At 63.9% G+C, this 17851-nt stretch carries 14 protein-coding genes; 10 read left to right on the forward strand and 4 right to left on the reverse strand.

Annotated features, from left to right (window positions below; all coding sequences use genetic code 11):
• A complete protein-coding gene (locus CXK91_RS18820) occupies nucleotides 1-1359 on the reverse strand; it encodes a glutamine synthetase family protein (protein WP_103457591.1) in 1359 nt (452 codons plus the stop codon).
• Nucleotides 1360-1401: 42 nt separating this feature from the next.
• Nucleotides 1402-2148, reverse strand: coding sequence for a gamma-glutamyl-gamma-aminobutyrate hydrolase family protein (locus CXK91_RS18825; protein WP_103457592.1), 747 nt, complete (start codon nucleotides 2146-2148; stop codon nucleotides 1402-1404).
• A 240-nt stretch (nucleotides 2149-2388) separates the two neighbouring features.
• Between CXK91_RS18825 and CXK91_RS18830 the strand changes: the two genes are divergently transcribed.
• The 5 genes from CXK91_RS18830 to CXK91_RS18850 all read left to right on the forward strand — a co-directional run bounded on the left by CXK91_RS18830 (nucleotide 2389) and on the right by CXK91_RS18850 (nucleotide 7111).
• Nucleotides 2389-3762, forward strand: a complete 1374-nt coding sequence (locus CXK91_RS18830; protein ID WP_003282369.1) for a glutamine synthetase family protein — start codon at nucleotides 2389-2391, stop codon at nucleotides 3760-3762.
• A gap of 59 nt (nucleotides 3763-3821) precedes the next feature.
• Nucleotides 3822-4472 (forward strand): TetR/AcrR family transcriptional regulator, encoded by a 651-nt coding sequence (locus CXK91_RS18835; protein WP_103457593.1) that lies wholly within the window; start codon nucleotides 3822-3824, stop codon nucleotides 4470-4472.
• Between the two features lie 131 nt (nucleotides 4473-4603).
• Complete coding sequence (gene aguB, locus CXK91_RS18840; RefSeq protein ID WP_103457681.1) at nucleotides 4604-5485, forward strand: N-carbamoylputrescine amidase; 882 nt, start codon at nucleotides 4604-4606, stop codon at nucleotides 5483-5485.
• 65 nt (nucleotides 5486-5550) lie between these two features.
• A complete protein-coding gene (gene aguA / locus CXK91_RS18845; protein ID WP_103457594.1) occupies nucleotides 5551-6657 on the forward strand; it encodes an agmatine deiminase in 1107 nt (368 codons plus the stop codon).
• Nucleotides 6658-6706: 49 nt separating this feature from the next.
• Complete coding sequence (locus CXK91_RS18850; RefSeq protein WP_103457595.1) at nucleotides 6707-7111, forward strand: VOC family protein; 405 nt, start codon at nucleotides 6707-6709, stop codon at nucleotides 7109-7111.
• A 44-nt stretch (nucleotides 7112-7155) separates the two neighbouring features.
• On the opposite strand, the gene CXK91_RS18855 is transcribed toward CXK91_RS18850, so the two are convergent.
• Both CXK91_RS18855 and desA read right to left on the reverse strand, forming a co-directional pair.
• Nucleotides 7156-8157 (reverse strand): GGDEF domain-containing protein, encoded by a 1002-nt coding sequence (locus tag CXK91_RS18855; protein ID WP_103457596.1) that lies wholly within the window; start codon nucleotides 8155-8157, stop codon nucleotides 7156-7158.
• A 128-nt stretch (nucleotides 8158-8285) separates the two neighbouring features.
• A complete protein-coding gene (gene desA / locus CXK91_RS18860; protein ID WP_103457597.1) occupies nucleotides 8286-9476 on the reverse strand; it encodes a delta-9 fatty acid desaturase DesA in 1191 nt (396 codons plus the stop codon).
• Between the two features lie 371 nt (nucleotides 9477-9847).
• Here desA and CXK91_RS18865 point away from each other — a divergent pair, with 371 nt between their 5' ends.
• The 5 genes from CXK91_RS18865 to CXK91_RS18885 all read left to right on the forward strand — a co-directional run bounded on the left by CXK91_RS18865 (nucleotide 9848) and on the right by CXK91_RS18885 (nucleotide 17748).
• The gene (locus tag CXK91_RS18865; RefSeq protein WP_103457598.1) at nucleotides 9848-12811 is read left to right on the forward strand and encodes a PAS domain S-box protein; all 2964 of its coding nucleotides are present in this window, start codon (nucleotides 9848-9850) and stop codon (nucleotides 12809-12811) included.
• 46 nt (nucleotides 12812-12857) lie between these two features.
• Nucleotides 12858-13244, forward strand: coding sequence for a response regulator (locus tag CXK91_RS18870; protein ID WP_014822179.1), 387 nt, complete (start codon nucleotides 12858-12860; stop codon nucleotides 13242-13244).
• Between the two features lie 76 nt (nucleotides 13245-13320).
• Complete coding sequence (locus CXK91_RS18875; RefSeq protein WP_103457599.1) at nucleotides 13321-15732, forward strand: PAS domain S-box protein; 2412 nt, start codon at nucleotides 13321-13323, stop codon at nucleotides 15730-15732.
• Nucleotides 15732-16118: a response regulator gene (locus tag CXK91_RS18880; RefSeq protein WP_014822181.1), complete on the forward strand. Its 387-nt coding sequence runs from the start codon at nucleotides 15732-15734 to the stop codon at nucleotides 16116-16118. Before CXK91_RS18875 ends, CXK91_RS18880 begins: the two co-directional genes overlap by 1 nt.
• Nucleotides 16111-17748, forward strand: coding sequence for a diguanylate cyclase (locus tag CXK91_RS18885; RefSeq protein ID WP_103457600.1), 1638 nt, complete (start codon nucleotides 16111-16113; stop codon nucleotides 17746-17748). The genes CXK91_RS18880 and CXK91_RS18885 overlap by 8 nt, the downstream gene beginning before the upstream one ends.
• Nucleotides 17749-17851 lie beyond the last annotated feature (103 nt).

Below are 17851 nucleotides of genomic sequence, written 5' to 3' on the forward strand. Positions count from 1 at the left end.
TTAAACCGACAGCATGAGAAACTCACGCTCCCAGGAGCTGATCACCCGGTGGTAGTTCTCCTGCTCGGCGCGTTTGACCGCTACATAGCCGGTGATGAATTTCGGGCTCAGGTATTTTTCCAGTTCGCGACAGGTCTCCATCCGCTCAAGCGCCGCTTCCAGCGTCAGCGGCAGGCGCAGGTTGCGCCGCTCGTAACCACGGCCCTTGACCGGTTGGCTTGGCGGTAGCTGTTCGGCCATGCCGATGTAGCCGCACAGCAGACTCGCCGCGATAGCCAGGTAAGGGTTGGCATCGGCGCCGGCCAGGCGGTTCTCGACGCGGCGGTTCTGCGGGTCGGAATCCGGCACGCGCAGGCCGACGGTGCGGTTTTCCTCACCCCACTCGACGTTCACCGGCGCCGAGGTATCGGGCAGGAAGCGGCGGAACGAATTGACGTTCGGCGCGAACATCGGCAGCAGCTCGGGGATGTACTTCTGCAGGCCACCGACGTGGTGCAGGAACAGCTGGCTCATGGAGCCGTCTTCATTGGAGAAGATGTTGCGCCCGGTCTTGAGGTCGATGACGCTCTGGTGCAAGTGCATGGCGCTGCCCGGCTCGCCGGTCATCGGCTTGGCCATGAAGGTGGCGGCGACGTTGTGCTTGAGCGCCGCCTCGCGCATGGTCCGCTTGAACACCAGGATCTGGTCGGCCAGATGCAGCGCCTCGCCATGACGGAAGTTGATCTCCATCTGCGCGGTGCCTTCCTCGTGGATCAGCGTATCCAGATCCAGGCCCTGCGCCTCGCACCAGTCATACATGTCTTCGAACAGCGGATCGAATTCGTTGGCCGCATCGATGGAGAACGACTGCCGGCCGGTCTCCTGACGGCCCGAGCGACCGATTGGTGGCTGGAACGGCAGGTCCGGATCTTCGCAGCGCTTGGTCAGGTAGAACTCCATCTCCGGCGCGACGATGGGTTGCCAGCCGCGGTCGGCGTACATCTTCAGCACGCGCTTCAAGATGTTGCGCGGCGACAGCTCGATGGGGTTGCCCATCTTGTCGTAGGTGTCGTGGATCACCTGGGCGGTGGGCTCGATGGCCCAGGGCACGAGGAACACGGCGTTAGGGTCAGGGCGGCAGAACATGTCGATGTCCGCCGGATCGAGCAGTTCGTAGTAGATCTCGTCCTCGACGTAATCGCCGGTCACCGTCTGCAGCAGCACGCTCTCCGGCAGGCGCATGCCTTTCTCGCCGAGGAACTTGTTGGTCGGTGAAATCTTGCCACGGGCGATCCCGGTCAGGTCGCTGATCAGGCATTCCACTTCGGTGATCTTGTGTTCTTTCAGCCAGCCTGTGAGCTGGTCGAGTTGGATACTCATGTTGACCTCGGAGTTGCTGGGGAGGGCCGCCTGGGTCGGCCGTCAGCGTTGTCGGGCGCGCGCCTGGCAGGCTTCTGCGAAGCCTTGGAACAGCGTCAGATAGTGCGGATGCTCATGAACCTGCCATTCCGGGTGCCACTGCACGCCCAGAGCGAAGCTGGGTGCCTGCTCGACGGAAAACGCTTCGATCAGCCCGTCCGGCGCCAGCGCCTCGATGCGCAAACCGCCACCGAGCCGTTCGACACCCTGGCCGTGTACCGAGTTGACCTGGATCTGCGCGGGTAGCCCCAGCCTCTCGAGCAGCCCGCCAGGTTGTACATGCAATGCGTGGCTGAGGCCGTATTGCACCTCCAGCGGATCATCCGAACGTTCACGGTGATCCTGGTAAGGTCCGGCTTCGTGAACCTTCTGGTGCAGAGTGCCGCCAAAGGCCACGTTCATTTCCTGAAAGCCCCGGCAGATGCCGAACACCGGGATGCCTGCCTCGACAGCTGCACGAATTAGCGGCAGGGTAAGGTGGTCGCGCAAGGGGTCGTGATGGGTGCCTGCCTCGCTTGGCGGGCCGCCATAATGATGGGGCTCGACATTCGACGGAGAGCCGGTGAACAACAGACCGTCGAAGCTATCTAGAAGTGTCGCCGGGTCCATCAGCTCGTCCAGCGCCGGGATCACCAGCGGCACACCGGCGATCGCCGCAGCACGCAGGTACTTGTCACCGGCGATATGAAAGCTGTGGTGTCCGATCTGCTTGGTACAGGCGGAAACGCCGATCAGGGGCTTGCGCGACATGGGATACTCGTCGTTCGAATGGGGCATACCGGAGAGTAGTCTTGTTCATTTTTATAGACAATAGCCCGAGCATTGGCCCGGCGCGCAACACCTTCAGCGCGTTCGAGATGCCCCAAAAAAGGCCCATTGTGGGCACTCATGGGGCGCTGGCGGGCTACTATTGACAGTGAACTGGCTTTTCGATTGACTCCCAGACAAGCATCTGATGATTGAAATTTTTAACAATTAAGGTAATTCATCATGGCCCCGCCGCGTGCCGTTCAGCTCAACGAAGCTAACGCATTTCTCAAGGAACATCCGGAGATCCAGTACGTCGATCTGCTGATCACCGACATGAATGGAGTCGTGCGCGGCAAGCGCATCGAGCGTGCCAGCCTGCACAAGGTCTACGAAAAAGGTATCAACCTGCCCGCTTCGCTGTTCGCCCTCGACATCAACGGCATCACTGTTGAAAGCAGCGGGCTGGGCATGGACATTGGCGACTCCGACCGCACCTGTTTCCCGATCCCCAATACCCTGTGCAAGGAGCCTTGGCAGAAGCGTCCCACCGCGCAGCTGCTGATGACGATGCACGAGCGTGACGGCGACCCCTTCTTTGCCGACCCACGGGAAGTGCTGCGTCAGGTGGTAAGCAAGTTCGACGAACTGGGCCTGACCATCTGCGCCGCCTTTGAACTCGAGTTCTATCTGATCGATCAGGAAAACATCAACGGCCGGCCGCAACCGCCGCGCTCGCCGATTTCCGGCAAGCGCCCGCACTCTACCCAGGTCTACCTGATCGATGATCTCGACGAATACGTCGACTGCCTGCAGGACATTCTCGAAGGCGCCAAGGAGCAAGGCATTCCGGCTGACGCCATCGTCAAGGAAAGCGCCCCGGCGCAGTTCGAAGTCAACCTGCATCACGTCGCAGACCCGATCAAGGCGTGCGACTACGCAGTGCTGCTCAAGCGACTGATCAAGAACATCGCCTACGACCATGAGATGGACACAACCTTCATGGCCAAACCCTACCCGGGCCAGGCCGGCAATGGGTTGCACGTGCATATCTCGCTGCTCGACAAGAATGGCAACAATATATTCGCCACCGACAACCCGCTGGAAAGCCAGACACTGCGCCATGCCATCGGCGGGTTGCAGGAGACCATGGCGGCGTCGATGGCCTTCCTCTGCCCGAACGTGAACTCCTACCGCCGCTTCGGTGCGCAGTTCTACGTACCCAATGCGCCCTGTTGGGGCATGGACAACCGTACCGTGGCGCTGCGCGTGCCGACCGACAGCCCGGATGCGGTTCGTATCGAGCACCGCGTTGCGGGCGCCGACGCCAACCCCTATCTGCTACTGGCAGGGATTCTCGCCGGGGTGCATCACGGCCTGACCAACAAGATCGAGCCGGACGCCCCCATCGAAGGCAACTCCTACGAGCAGGTCGAGCAGAGCCTGCCGACCAACCTGCGCGACGCCCTGCGCGAGCTGGACGACAGCGAGATCATGGCGCGTTACATCAGTCCCGATTACATCGACATTTTCGTCGCCTGCAAGGAGAGCGAGCTGGCCGAGTTCGAACACTCGATCTCGGACCTTGAGTACAACTGGTATCTGCATACCGTCTAGCGCTGCGGCAGCGGGCACGGCGGTTTGCATCCGCCGCCGTGCTGGCATCAAATAGGCCGATGACCAAACCCAGCCCCGCGACGCCCAGTCGCCGCCCGCGCGCCAGCAGCCAGGCGCGCATCCGCCAGATTCTTTCCAGCGCCCGCGAACTGCTCGCCGAGCAGGGCGCTGCGACGCTTTCGGTGTACGCGGTGGCCGAGCGCGCCGGCATTCCGCCTTCGTCCGTCTACCACTTCTTCTCCGGCGTGCCGGCGCTGCTCGCTGCGCTAACGGCGGATGTGCACGCGACGTTCAGAGCCAGCCTCGAGCAACCCATCGATCACCAGACACTGACCAGCTGGCGAGACCTGTCGCGGCTGATCGAACAGCGCATGCTGGCGATCTACGAGCAGGATAGCGCCGCCCGCCAGCTGATCCTCGTGCAGCACGGCCTCGGCGAGGTGACGCAGACCGATCAACGTCTGGACCTGGAACTCGGCCAGGCCATGCAGGCCGTGTTCGAACGCCATTTCGCCCTGCCGCCGCTACCGCATGACATCGATGTGTTTGCCATGGCCGTGGAACTTGGCGACCGCGTCTATGCTCGATCCATACAGCTTTACGGCAGCCTCACGCCACGCATGGCCGAAGAGGGCATGCGAGTGTTCGATGCGTATCTTGGTCTGTATCTGCCGCCGTGCCTACCGAAACGGGAATTGCCGGCGTTCTGATCGATAGTTATCGATAAACGGTTTGGTTATCTTCTTTCTAACATGGAGTTTCCACTATCAATCCGGATAACTATCGAATAAATTTGCGCTTCGATAGCCGTCGCCCTTTCCACCGCAGCCGCGAGGTTTCCATGTCCCGAGTCGTTACCGTAGCCGCCACCCAGATGGCCTGTTCCTGGGATAGCCAGGCCAACATCGCCAATGCTGACAAGCTGGTGCGCGAGGCCGCCGCCAAGGGCGCGCAGATCATCCTCATTCAGGAGCTGTTCGAGACGCCCTACTTTTGCCAGAAGCCCAATGCCGAGTACCTGCAGCTGGCGACGCCGGTCGAGGAAAACCCGGCCATCCAGTATTTCCAGAAGGTCGCCGCCGAGCTGCAGGTGGTGCTGCCGATCAGCTTCTTCGAGCTGGCCGGGCGGGCACGCTTCAACTCCATCGCCATCATCGATGCCGACGGCAAGCTGCTCGGCGTCTACCGCAAGAGCCACATCCCGGACGGCCCCGGGTATCACGAGAAGTACTACTTCAACCCGGGCGACACCGGCTTCAAGGTTTGGAATACCCGCTACGCCAAGATCGGCGTGGCCATCTGCTGGGATCAGTGGTTCCCCGAAACCGCGCGCAGCATGGCGCTGATGGGCGCGGAACTGTTGTTCTACCCGACCGCCATCGGCAGCGAGCCGCATGACCCGAACATCACTTCGCGCGACCACTGGCAGCGCGTGCAGCAGGGCCATGCCGGCGCCAACCTGATGCCGCTGATCGCCAGCAACCGCATCGGCCGCGAAGAACAGGACGGCTACGACATCACCTTCTACGGCTCCTCGTTCATCGCCGACCAGTTCGGTGCCAAGGTCGAGGAAATGGACGAAACCAGCGAAGGCGTGCTGGTGCACCAGTTCGATCTCGACCAGCTGGAACACATCCGCAGCGCCTGGGGCGTGTTCCGCGATCGCCGGCCGAATCTCTACGGCTCGATCCGGACTCTGGACGGCTCGCAGCCGTCAGAGTGAGTCGCGCGCCCGCCGCTACGAACCACGGGAAAGGCCTGCCCTTTCCCGCTTCATGAGAGATACAGATGACCACGCTGACCACCACGCCGCGTACCGATGGCTACTTCATGCCCGCGGAATGGGCACCGCACAGCCAGACCTGGATGGTCTGGCCGCAACGCCCGGACAACTGGCGTGACAACGGCGCGCCTGCGCAGGCCGCTTTCACAGCCGTCGCCAAGGCCACCGCCCGCTTCGAGCCGGTCACCGTGTGTGCCAGTGCTGAGCAATACCTGGCAGCCCGTGCGGCTCTGGATGACCCGCGCATCCGCGTGGTGGAACTGAGCACCGACGACGCCTGGGTGCGCGACACCGGGCCGACGTTCGTCATCGACGACCACGGCGGCCTGCGCGGCGTCGACTGGACCTTCAATGCCTGGGGTGGCGAAGACGGCGGGCTCTATGCCGACTGGCGGCGCGACGACGAAGTGGCGCGCAAGATCCTCGAAATCGAGTACTGCGACCGCTACCGCACCGAGGGCTTCGTGCTTGAAGGCGGCTCGATCCATGTCGACGGCGAAGGCACGCTGATCACCACCGAGGAATGCCTGCTCAATCGCAACCGCAACCCCCACTTATCGCGCGAACAGATCGAGGCGGTGCTGCGGGAACAGCTGGCGGTCGACAGCATCATCTGGCTGCCCCACGGCCTGTTCAACGACGAGACCGACGGCCACGTCGACAACTTCTGCTGTTTCGTGCGCCCAGGTGAAGTGCTGCTGGCCTGGACCGACGACCCGACCAATCCCAACTTCGAGCGCTGCCAGTCCGCCATGGCCGTGCTGGAGAACACCCGCGACGCCAAGGGCCGCGCGCTGACCGTACACAAGATGCCGATTCCCGGCCCGCTGCATGCGACTGCCGAGGAATGCGCCGGGGTGCTCGCGCTGGACGGCAGCCAGCCGCGCGACCCGTCGATCCGCCTGGCCGGCAGCTACGTGAACTTTCTCATCGTCAACGGCGGGATCATCGCGCCGGCCTTCGGCGACCCGCTGGATGCCGAAGCCGAGCGCATCCTGGCGCAGGTCTTTCCGGAGCATCAAGTCGTCATGGTGCCTGGCCGCGAGATCCTGCTCGGCGGGGGCAACATCCACTGCATCACCCAGCAGCAACCGGCGCCGCTGGCGCGCTGATCCACGCTGCATCGAAACCCGATGCCTGCTTCAGGCACGAGGAGGTCCGATGGAGTTTCTGGTAAATCTGGATGTCGACGACCTCGAGCAGGCCGTCGATTTTTACGGGTCGGTTTTCGGTCTACAGGTTGGGCGCCGCCTTGGCACGTTCGCTGTGGAGATGCTGGGCGGACCGACACCGATCTATCTTCTGCTCAAGGAAGCCGGTAGCGCAGCTACGCCGGGCGCGGTCCAATCGCGAGACTACGGGCGGCACTGGACACCGATCCATCTGGATTTCGTCGTCGAGAACATCGAGGCCGCGACGGCAAGGGCTGTAGCCCACGGCGCGCGGTTGGAGCAGCCGATAGTGGCCAAGGCTGGGCACAAGCTGGCGCTGATGGCCGATCCGTTCGGCCATGGCTTCTGCCTGCTGCAGTTCGTTGGTCAGGGTTACGACGAGTTGGCGATCTAAGGCGCAGACCGGGCAGCCTTCAGCCCGGTCTGTTCAGTCGTAGCTCAGCCGATAATTACCTGGTTCTTGCCCAAGCGTTTGGCGGTGTACATCGCCGCGTCGGCACGGGCGAATACCGAGCTCAGGTCGGCATCGCTGGCCTTGAGATAGGTCAGACCAAGACTGGCCGTGACCCGGAAGCGCTCGCCATTTTCGGCGGTGAACACCACGCGCTCGATCTCGCGCTGCAGGCGCTCGGCGATCTGCTCGGCCAGGTCCGGTTGGCAGCCTGGCAGCACGGCGGCGAATTCCTCACCGCCAATGCGCCCGAACAAGTCGCTCTGCCGCAGTACGGAGGCCCCGCAACGGGCCACTTTCTGTAGCACCTGATCGCCCATCTGGTGGCCGTGGGTGTCGTTGATGCGCTTGAAGTCATCGATGTCCAGCAGCAGGAAGCCCAGTGGTGAAGCGAACTGCCGGGCGCGCTCGAACTCGGCACGGGCGCACTCGAAGAAGTGCCGGCGGTTGCTGCTCTGGGTCAGCACATCGGTCGTTGCCAGGCGTTGCAGTTCGCCTTCGAGCTGCTTCTTCTCGGTGATGTCCTCGGCGATGCCGACGATGATCGGGCCCTGACCATGCTCGGCCTTGCGCCCGATGAAGCACTTGTCGCTCAGCCAGCGCAGTTGTCCGTCGCCACGAATGATGCGGTACTCGCGGGTTTCCACCGCGCCTTCATCGAGTACGGCGAGCATGCTCTTTTGTGCATATTCCACGTCATCGGGGTAGATCGCATTTCGCCACTCGCCGTAGTCGGCCAGCAGCAGCGCCGGTGAGCGGCCGAAGATGCGTTCGTAGGCGGGGCTGACATAGATCATCCGCTGCGCCTGCCAGTCGAAGGCCCAGAGCACTGCATTGACGCCGCCCAGCAGCGTGCTGAAGAGTTGTTCCCGCTCGCCAAGACGCGCCGCTTCTGCCCGTGCATGCATCAGCGCAAGCAGTGTCTGCGCGTCCCCGCCGCCCGGCAGCATTCTCATTCCCGAGTCACCCTGATTGGTTGCCAGCTGCATAGCCTTCTTCCTGAAACGACCGCCGCGCATGGCAGCGGTACTGCATAGAATAAAGAATGCTGTTCAGAGCGGCGCCAGGGCGCAAAGTTCCGGGCGCAGCGGCGCCCGATACTTGCGCTGATCGAAGGTCAGGCGGGGGCGACGGACGGCCGCAGGGAGTAGGTCCGCAGGTGTCCGGCAAATTCACGCAGCGACTGGATGCCGCTGGCTTCGGCCTCCTGAATCCATTGCTTGATGGCTGCCAGCATGTCGTGGCCGTTGGAGCTGGTTCGCGTCCAGATCTGCTGCAGTGCCAGGCGCTTTTCGTAGATCACCTTGAGCGCCTGGCTCTGCGCCAGCATGACGTCTATATGCGCCTGTTGCTCTTCCTGCAGCAAACTCGGCTCGCGCGACAAAAGGCGCTTGGCCCGGCGCAGTTGGTGGCGCAAGGTTTCGTCGGCACGCCCGAGCTCCTGGCGTACCAGCGGCACGATGACCAACTTGCGGTACTGCGCCATGATCTGGAAGCGGTTGTTGAGGATTGCCATGGCGCTGTCCATGTCCAGCTGCTGCTTGCCCTCGATACGATGAGCGATGGGTGCGGTGCGGTTGACCTTGGCCAGCCCGAGGAGGCTGAACAAGCGAATCCAGGCCCAGCCCATGTCGAACTCCCACTTGCGTACCGACAGCTTGGCCGAGTTCGGATAGGTATGGTGGTTGTTGTGCAGCTCTTCACCACCGATGATGATGCCCCAGGGCATCAGGTTGGTCGCCGCATCGCGACATTCGAAGTTGCGATAACCGACCGCATGGCCGAGGCCATTGACCACCCCGGCAGCCCAGAACGGAATCCAGATCATCTGCACCGCCCAGATGCTCAGGCCGACGACGCCGAACAGTGCCAGATCGATCAGCAGCATCAGCACGATGCCGGCATTGGGAAAGCGCGAATACAGGTTGCGCTCGATCCAGTCGTCCGGACAGTTCTTGCCGTAGATACGCAGCGTCTCTTCGTTCTTCGCCTCCTCCATGTACAGCTCGGCGCCTTTGCGTACGACCGTGGCAAGGCCCTTGTGCACGGGGCTATGCGGGTCATCGGGGGTTTCGCATTTGGCGTGGTGCTTGCGGTGGATGGCGGTCCACTCGCGAGTGTTCATCGCCGTGGTCAGCCACAGCCAGAAGCGGAAGAAGTGCTTGAGCGCCGGATGCAGCTCCAGCGAGCGATGCGCCGAATAACGGTGCAGGTAGACCGTGACGCTGACGATGGTGACGTGAGTCAGCAACAGCGTGGTCGCGATGAGCTGCCAGACGGACAGGTCGAGTAAACCGGTATGCCACATAGTTACGGGTGCCTCTTGAATAGATGTGCGGCAGCGAAGCTTGCGCCAGCGCCAGCCTTCTTGCAGCCTAACATTACCCTGTTGCGAGTCTAGAAAACCGGCCGACCGACCGTCGCAAAGCTGGTGATTTTTTAGCCAGCGCCCGCTGCAATCTCTACGCTATTTAGGATGGAGTCCGCTTCGAATTCATATCCTGTAAGCAGGACTCGCTACCGGCTGTGCTGGCATAGCGCTATCATTGCTTTCTTTCGTTCTGGAAAGTTGCGGCTCATGCAAATGTCGTACGTCGGGTCCCGCTCTACGCAGCTTGAATGCCGCGTAATCCCAGGCGTCGTCGAGCGCAGCATTTCCTGTCTTCGGCCGGCCCGCCGATGAGTAACGCCGGCATATCGCCCCCCCACTGGATTTTCGTACTGGGTAGCCTGCTGCTGCTGCTGCTGTTCGGTGGCCTGGCGTTCAATGACTTTCGCGCCCGCGATGCAGCCTGGCATCTGGAAATCGAAACCCATGGCGAACTGCAGAGCATGGCGCTGCAGAGTGCGCAACTCAGCCAGCGCCGGCAGGCCGATATGGTCGCTACCGCGTTGGCCGGGAATGCCGAACTTCTGCGGCAGATGCGTCGGATCGACACCGCCCTGCGCGATGGCGCACCGCTGGACGATCCGCGAGTCGACCTGCTGCGTCAGCGCCTTCGTGCGGCGTTGACGCCGGCCTGGCGTTCGATGCAGCGCCATCAGGCCCTGCAGCTTCAGGTTTTCTGGGGCAACGCGGGGGTGGCTCTGCTGCGCATGCAGCAACCCGAGCGCTTCGGGGACGCGGTCGCAGCACAGCGCCCGTTGCTGCAGCGCGCACTCAGCGATGGTGTCGGTCAGTTCGGCCTGGAGGTCGACGCCCTCGGCGCCAGTAGCCGCGCCATCATTCCGCTGCGGGCGGCGGATGATCCGTCCAGCGACGTCATAGGTGCGCTGGAGGTTGGCTACAACGTGCTGCCGGAGCTGCCCGACCTCAGCGATCAACTGGCTGCAGGGCTGGCTTTGATCGTCAATCGGGATGCCCTTCAAGCCGCCCAGCGCACGCCACCCAGTGGCGTCCAGCTGGGCGGTGACGGTCACTGGTTGCTCATCGGCCACTCGGCGACGCAGATCCTGCACTGGGCACAGACAGGCATGCTGCCCGAACCGGAAAGTGGTCTGGCCTCACGCCTGCTTAGTGCTGACGGTCGAACCTACATGCTCAACCAGATCCCGCTTCACGATGAACGCCAGGCCCAGCCGTCGCATCCATTGCTGGCGGCAGCGCTGGTCTGGCGGGATATCAGCACCATGCAGCATGAACATCATCAGGCCGAGCGTCGCCTGCTGATCAAATGGGGCCTGGCTTGGCTGATCGCCGAAGCGCTGCTGTTGATGCTGGCGTTTATGCTGCAGCGGCGGGCCAGCGTGCGGCAGCAGCATCAGTTTGCCCAGCAGCAGCAGGGTCGCCGGCGCCAGCGGTTGTTGGACCGGGCGCAGAAGATTGCCAGCCTGCTACCAGGCGTGGTGTTTCAGCTCAAACGTTTCCCCAGCGGTCGCTACGCTTTCCTCTATGCCAGCGAAGGCGCGCGCGAGCTTTATGGAATCGACCCGCAGCAGTTGCTCGAAGACGCTCCTCAGGCGCTGGCCCATGTCCATCCCGATGACCTGCCTCGCCTGAAAGCCACTTTGTTGCGCCTGGCGGCAGACCCCGGTACTGGCGCAGTCGAATTTCGCATCCAGCATCCGCAGCGTGGTTTGCTTTGGGCTGAAGGGCGTGCGACGGCCGAACGGCTTCCCGACGGAACGGTGCTGTGGCATGGCTTCGTCACCGAAATTACTGAGTTGATGGAAGCTACTCGTGCTCTGCAGAAGAGCGAAAGTCGTTTCCGCGCCATGGTCGGCAACCTGCCCGGTGTGGTTTATCGCTGTCGTAACGACGGCCACCGTCGCATGGTTTACCTCAGCGATGGGGTCGAGCGTTTGACCGGTTACCCAGCCAGCGACTTCGTCGGCACCGGCGGGCGCAGCTTCGCCAGCCTGATTCACCCCGACGACCTGCCGCTGGCCCAGCAGCACCCGCAAAAGGACACTTTCGAGAGCATCTACCGGCTCACCAACGCCGAGGGCCGCACCGTCTACGTGCGCGAGAAGGCCCGCGTGCTGCATGAGCGCGACGACCCGGTCGGCTGGTGCGACGGCTTTATCTGGGATGTCACCGACCAGGCTCTGGCCAAGGAAGAAATGCTGCAGCGCGAGCGCTACCTGAGCATGCTGATCGACAACGTGATCGACGCCATCATCATCATCGACGCCCGCGGCATCATCGAAACCTTCAACCATGCCGCCGAACAGATCTTCGGCTACAGCGCCGCGGAGGTCATCGGCCGCAACCTGTCGATGCTCATGCCCGAACCGGACCGCTCCGCCCACGACGGCTATCTGGAAACCTACGAGCGACGCGGCATTCCTCGCGCGCTGGAGCAGAACCGCGAACTCACCGCCCTGCGCCGGACCGGCGAAACCTTCACCATCGAACTGCGCGTCTCGCAGATCAACCACCACGGCGAGCGCCGATTCATCGGCCTGGTGCGCGACATCACCGAGCGCAAGCGCATCGAGCGGATGAAGAGTGAGCTGGTGTCCATCGTCAGCCACGAGCTGCGTACGCCACTGACCTCGATCTCCGGTGCCCTCGGCCTGATCGTCGGCGGTGCCTTGGGCGAACCCTCGCCAAACATGGGCCAGATGATCAGCATCGCCCACCAGAACAGCCTGCGCCTGGGGCGCCTGGTGGACGACCTGCTGGACATGGACAAGCTGGTCGCCGGCAAGATGACCCTCGACCTGCGCGCGCATGCGCTGCCGACGCAGCTGCAACAGGCAATCGCCGCCAATCAGGGCTATGCCGCCAAGCACGGTGTCACGCTGGAGCTGCTGCCCGCGCCGGACGTGCAGCTGATGACAGACGACGACCGGTTGCAGCAGGTACTGGCCAATCTCATCTCCAATGCGGTCAAATTCTCGCCGCAGGGTGGCACCGTTACGCTCGGCAGCGAGCGACGCGATGACTGGGTGCGAATCTCGGTACGCGATCAGGGACCGGGCATCGCCGCCGAATTCCACACACGAATCTTCCAGAAGTTCTCCCAGGCCGATTCCTCCGACAGCCGCCAGAAGGAAGGCACCGGCCTGGGCCTGGCCATCAGCAAGGAACTGATCGAACACATGCACGGCCGGATCGGTTTCGATTCCGAGCCCGGCGAAGGCGCCTGTTTCTGGTGCGAATTACCAGTCGCGCCGCTGGCGCAAGATCGATCCTGATGCTTCCGTTAAGCGGACGCGCACGCAAACGACCCCCGGAGGCACAATGGCCGAGCTAAGGCGCATCCTGCACGTTGAAGACGATCCGTCGATTCAGGCGGTGACCAAACTGGCCCTGGAGGCCGTTGGCGGATACGAGGTGCTGTCCTGCTCCTCTGGTGCACAGGCGCTGGAGGAAGTGGAAGCCTTCGCCCCCGACTTCATCCTGCTGGACGTGATGATGCCGGGCATGGACGGCCCGCAGACGCTGCTCAGGCTGCGCGAGCGCATCGACCTGGAACGGATTCCGGTAACATTCATGACCGCCAAGGTGCAGCCGAGCGAGATCGAGCACCTGCGCAAGCTGGGCGCGCGCGACGTGATCGTCAAGCCGTTCGACCCAATGCAGCTGGCCGAGCAGATTCGCAGCATCTGGCTGAGTGGCCGATACTAGGCAGAACTGCTTAAGCCCCGGTCGTGTCACGCTACCCGACCCGGACGCCCCTCACCGAACCAGCAAGGCGCCGACGATGGAGTCACCGCAACACAGCACGACGCCGATGCCATCCACCGTCCAGCCGCGCGAGCTGTCACGCCTGGCGGCGTTACTGCGCTACGAAATCCTCGACACCCCCGAAGACAGTGCATTCGATGACTTCACCGCGCTGGCCGCGCAGATGTGCGATACGCCCATCGCGCTGATCTCGCTGGTCGACGATCATCGTCAGTGGTTCAAGAGCCGCGTCGGCCTCGACGTCAGCGAGACTCCGCGGGAAATCTCCTTCTGCACCTACACCATCGCCGGCGAGGAGATCTTCGAGGTACCGGATACGCTGCAGGACCCGCGTTTTAGCAATAACCCGCTGGTGCTCGGCGACCCGCATATCCGCTTCTACGCCGGCACGCCACTGACCTCGCCGGATGGCTACAACCTCGGCACCCTGTGCGTGATCGACCGCCAGCCGCGGCGGCTCAGCGCGGAACAGCGCGAGACCCTGGAGCGCCTCGGCCGCCAGGTGATCCGCCTGTTCGAACAGCAGCTGCTGGCGCACCGCCACGCCGAACAGGCGGCACTGCAACAGGCCATCCTCGACAGCGCCTCCAGCGCCGTGCTGGTGACCCGCCCCGACGGTGTCGTCACCAGCGTCAACCCGACCGCCGAACGGCTGCTCGGCTACAGCGAACAGGCGCTGGTCGGCCATCCGCTGACCGCCGCGCTGTTCCGTCCGGAAGCGCTGCAGCGCCGGGCGCTGTTGCTTTCCAGCGAATTGCAGATGCCGCTCGAGGCCGATTTCTCGGTACTGACCGCGCCGCTGCACCGCGGCCGGCGCGACATGTCCGAATGGCGCCTGCGTCACCAGAACGGCAACGAGGTACCGGTGCTGCTGGGTGTGAGCGCGATCCATGACGAGCAGGAGCACCTGCGCGGCTACCTGGTCAACGCCTACGACCTGGCCTATCAGGAGCAGCTGCAACTGCGCCTGCAGCAGATCGCCGCGCAGGTCCCGGGCATGCTCTTCCAGTTCCATTGGCGCGCCGATGGACCGTCGTGCTTTCCCTACGTCAGCGAGGGCGTCGAGCAGATCTACGGGCTCAGCCCCGGGCAGCTGGCCAGCAGCTTTGCGCCGATCGTCGGCCGGGTCCACGGCCCCGACCGCAGCGCCCTGCTGCTCAGCATCCGCCAGGCGGCTCGTGAACTCACGCCCTGGCACAGCGAGCACCGTGTCGAGCACCCGCACAAGGGGCTGATCTGGGTCGAGGCGCGGGCAACCCCGCTGCAGCAGGTCGACGGCTCGGTGCTCTGGCACGGCTTCGTTACCGATATCACCGCGCGCAAGGCCGAGCAGCTGGAGCTGGACAAACAGCAGGAGATGAACCGGCGCCTGCTCGAGGCGCTGAGCGAAGCGGTGATCGCCTGCGATGCCGAGGGCAATCTGACCCTGTTCAACGAGAAGGCCAAGCAGTGGCATGGCGCCGATGTCGCCCCGTTGTCGCCGAGCGAATGGGCCAGCCACTACCGGCTGTACCGCGCCGATGGCGTCACCCCGCTGGAACCCGAAGAGATTCCGCTGCGCCGCGCCCTCAATGGCGAGCACGTCATCGACCACGAGATGGTGCTGCTGAGCAATGGCGCACCGCGGCACGTACTGTCCAACGCCGACCCGCTGTACACCTCCGATGGCCAGCGCATGGGCGCGGTCGTCGTGCTGCACGACATCACCGAACGCAAGCGCATCGAACGCCTGCAGCGCGAGTTCATCTCCACCGTCAGTCATGAGCTGCGCACGCCGCTGACGTCCATCACCGGCGCGCTGGCGCTGATCTGCTCGAACGTCATGGGCGAAGTGCCCGAGTCGATGCACGAACTGCTGGAGATCGCCCAGCAGAACAGCCAGCGCCTGAGCGCGCTGATCGACGACCTGCTGGACATGGACAAGCTGCACGCCGGCAAGATGCGCTTCGACATGCTCGAACAAGCGCTGCAACCCCAGCTGGAGCTGGCCCTGCGCAGCAACGGCAGCTACGCCGAACGGCATGGCGTGCAGCTGCACCTCGGCGCCTGCCCGGCAGTGAGCGTGACGGTCGATGCCATGCGCCTGCAGCAGGTATTGAGCAACCTGCTGTCCAATGCAGCGAAGTTTTCCCCGGCCGGTGAACGGGTCGAGCTGTCGGCGCGGGTCAGTGACGGCCGGGTACGGGTCAGCGTCCGAGACCAAGGCCCGGGCATTTCCGACGAATTTCGCGCGCGGGTATTCCAGAAGTTCGCCCAGGCAGACTCGTCCGACAGCCGCCAGCAAGGCGGAACCGGGCTGGGCCTGGCGATCAGCAAAGAGCTGATCGAGCACATGGGCGGGCAGATCGGCTTCGAATCCGAGCCCGGCCAGGGCGCCTGCTTCTGGTTCGAACTACCCGCACAAGACCAGGCCAAGGAGAGCCCGTGATGAAACAGCTCAAGCGCATCCTGCACGTCGAAGACGTACCGTCCATCCAGGTGGTGACGCGTATCGCCCTGGAAAAGCTCGGCGGCTTCGAAGTGCTCAGCTGTCAGTCCGGCCAGGCCGCGCTCGACCAGGTACAGGCCTTCGCCCCCGACCTGATCCTGCTCGATGTGATGCTGCCGCAGATGGACGGCATCGAGCTGGTTCGCCAACTGGCCGATCTGGTCGATTTGCAGCAGACGCCCGTGGTGTTTCTCACCGGCCACCTGCAGCCCGAACGGCTGCAGGAGCTGCGCCAGCTCGGCGTGCGCCAGGTGTTGGGCAAGCCCTTCGACCCGCTGCAACTTGCCACCCAGTTGCGGCAGATCTGGGAGGCCGAGCATGGATGATCGCACCCGCCTGGCGCTGCAGGCGCAACTGGCGCAGCTGGAACAGCAGTTCGGCGAGCGCCTGCAGGCCGACCTGACCGACCTCGCCACGCTCGCCCAGGATCTGCAGCAGACCCGTGCCACCGCCAGCCGCCGGCTAGTGATGCTGAGTATCCGCGAGCGCCTGCATCGGCTGGCCGGCGCCGCCGGTACCTTCGGCTTCGCCAAGCTCGGGGAGCGCGCCAGGCAGCTGGAGCAGCGGGCTGATCGCTGGCTGGATTCGGCCAAGCCGGGCAGCCGCGCCGCCGAGGCCTTCGCCCGCGCGGTGCTGCAGTTGGCCGGCGAAACCCCTGGCCAGGAACGCGACGGCGCGGCGGAACTGCCGGAGCACCACGAGGAGCCTGCACCCGGCTGTCGCATCTACCTGATGAAGGCCGATCCGGTCGCGGGCGCCAGCATGGCGGTGACCCTGCGCAACTTCGGTTATCTGGTCAGCCAGTGGCCCAACTTCGCCGCACTGCAAGCGGCCGTGGCCGATGAACTGCCCGACGCGCTGATCGTCAGCGTGCAGCAGGACAGCGATTTCGACGCGCTCGCCGCTCTGCAGCAAGGCCTCGAGCAGCCACTGCCGCTGCTGGTCATCCACGACCGGGCCGATTTCGCCAGCCAGCTGGCCGCGGTGCGTGCCGGCGCCCAGGGCTTCTTCGTCCGTCCGCTGGATATCACCCAGCTGGAGAACAGCCTGGAGCGCTGCCTCGATCGCCAGCAGGGCGAACCGTTCCGCGTGCTGATCGTCGATGACGACGCCGAGCTGGCAACACGCTACAGCCTGGTGCTGCGCAACGCGCAGATGCAGGTGCAGATCCTTACCGAACCGACCCGCGTGCTGGAGACCATGCGCAGCTTCAACCCCGAGGTGTTGCTGCTGGACGTCAACATGCCGGACTGCTCCGGGCCGGAACTGGCGCAGATGATCCGCCTGCATGACGAATGGCTGCGGGTGACCATCATCTACCTTTCCGCCGAGACCGATACCCACCGGCAGATGGCGGCGCTGCTCAAGGCCGGCGACGATTTCATCACCAAGCCGATCAGCGATACCGCGCTGGTGGCCGCGGTGTATTCCCACGCCCAGCGTGCGCGCTCGCTGAGTACGGCGCTGGCCCGCGACAGCCTGACCGGCCTGCTCAAGCACGCCGATATCAAGGAACAGCTGGCGCTGGAAGTGCAGCGCACCACCCGCACCGGCAAACCCGCCAGCATGGTGATGCTCGACCTCGATCATTTCAAGCAGATCAACGACACCTACGGGCACGCCGCCGGCGACAATGTGATCCGCGCCCTGGCCAACCTGCTGCGCCAGCGTCTGCGGCGTATCGACAGCCTCGGCCGCTACGGGGGCGAGGAGTTCGTCGCCGTGTTGCCCGAATGCTCGGCCCTGCAGGCCCGACGCATTTTCGACGAAATCCGCGTGCGCTTCGCTGCGCTGAGCTTCCATGCCGGCGACCAGGAATTCCGCGTGACCTTCAGTGCCGGCATCTGCGAGACCGACGGCCACAGCGCCTCCGGCCTGCTGCTCGAGCATGCCGACCAGGCGCTGTACGTGGCCAAGCACAATGGCCGCAACCAGGTGCAGATCGCCCAGCGCTGAGCGTCTGGCCCTTTCGGCGGCGAACCGCTGTGGTCCGTGCAGGTCTGACTACACTGAGTTCATCCCGGTGACCACGCTGAAGCGAGGCAACTGGGGATTCTGT

The organism is Stutzerimonas stutzeri (assembly GCF_002909485.1).
Classification (GTDB): Bacteria; Pseudomonadota; Gammaproteobacteria; order Pseudomonadales; family Pseudomonadaceae; genus Stutzerimonas; species Stutzerimonas stutzeri_AH.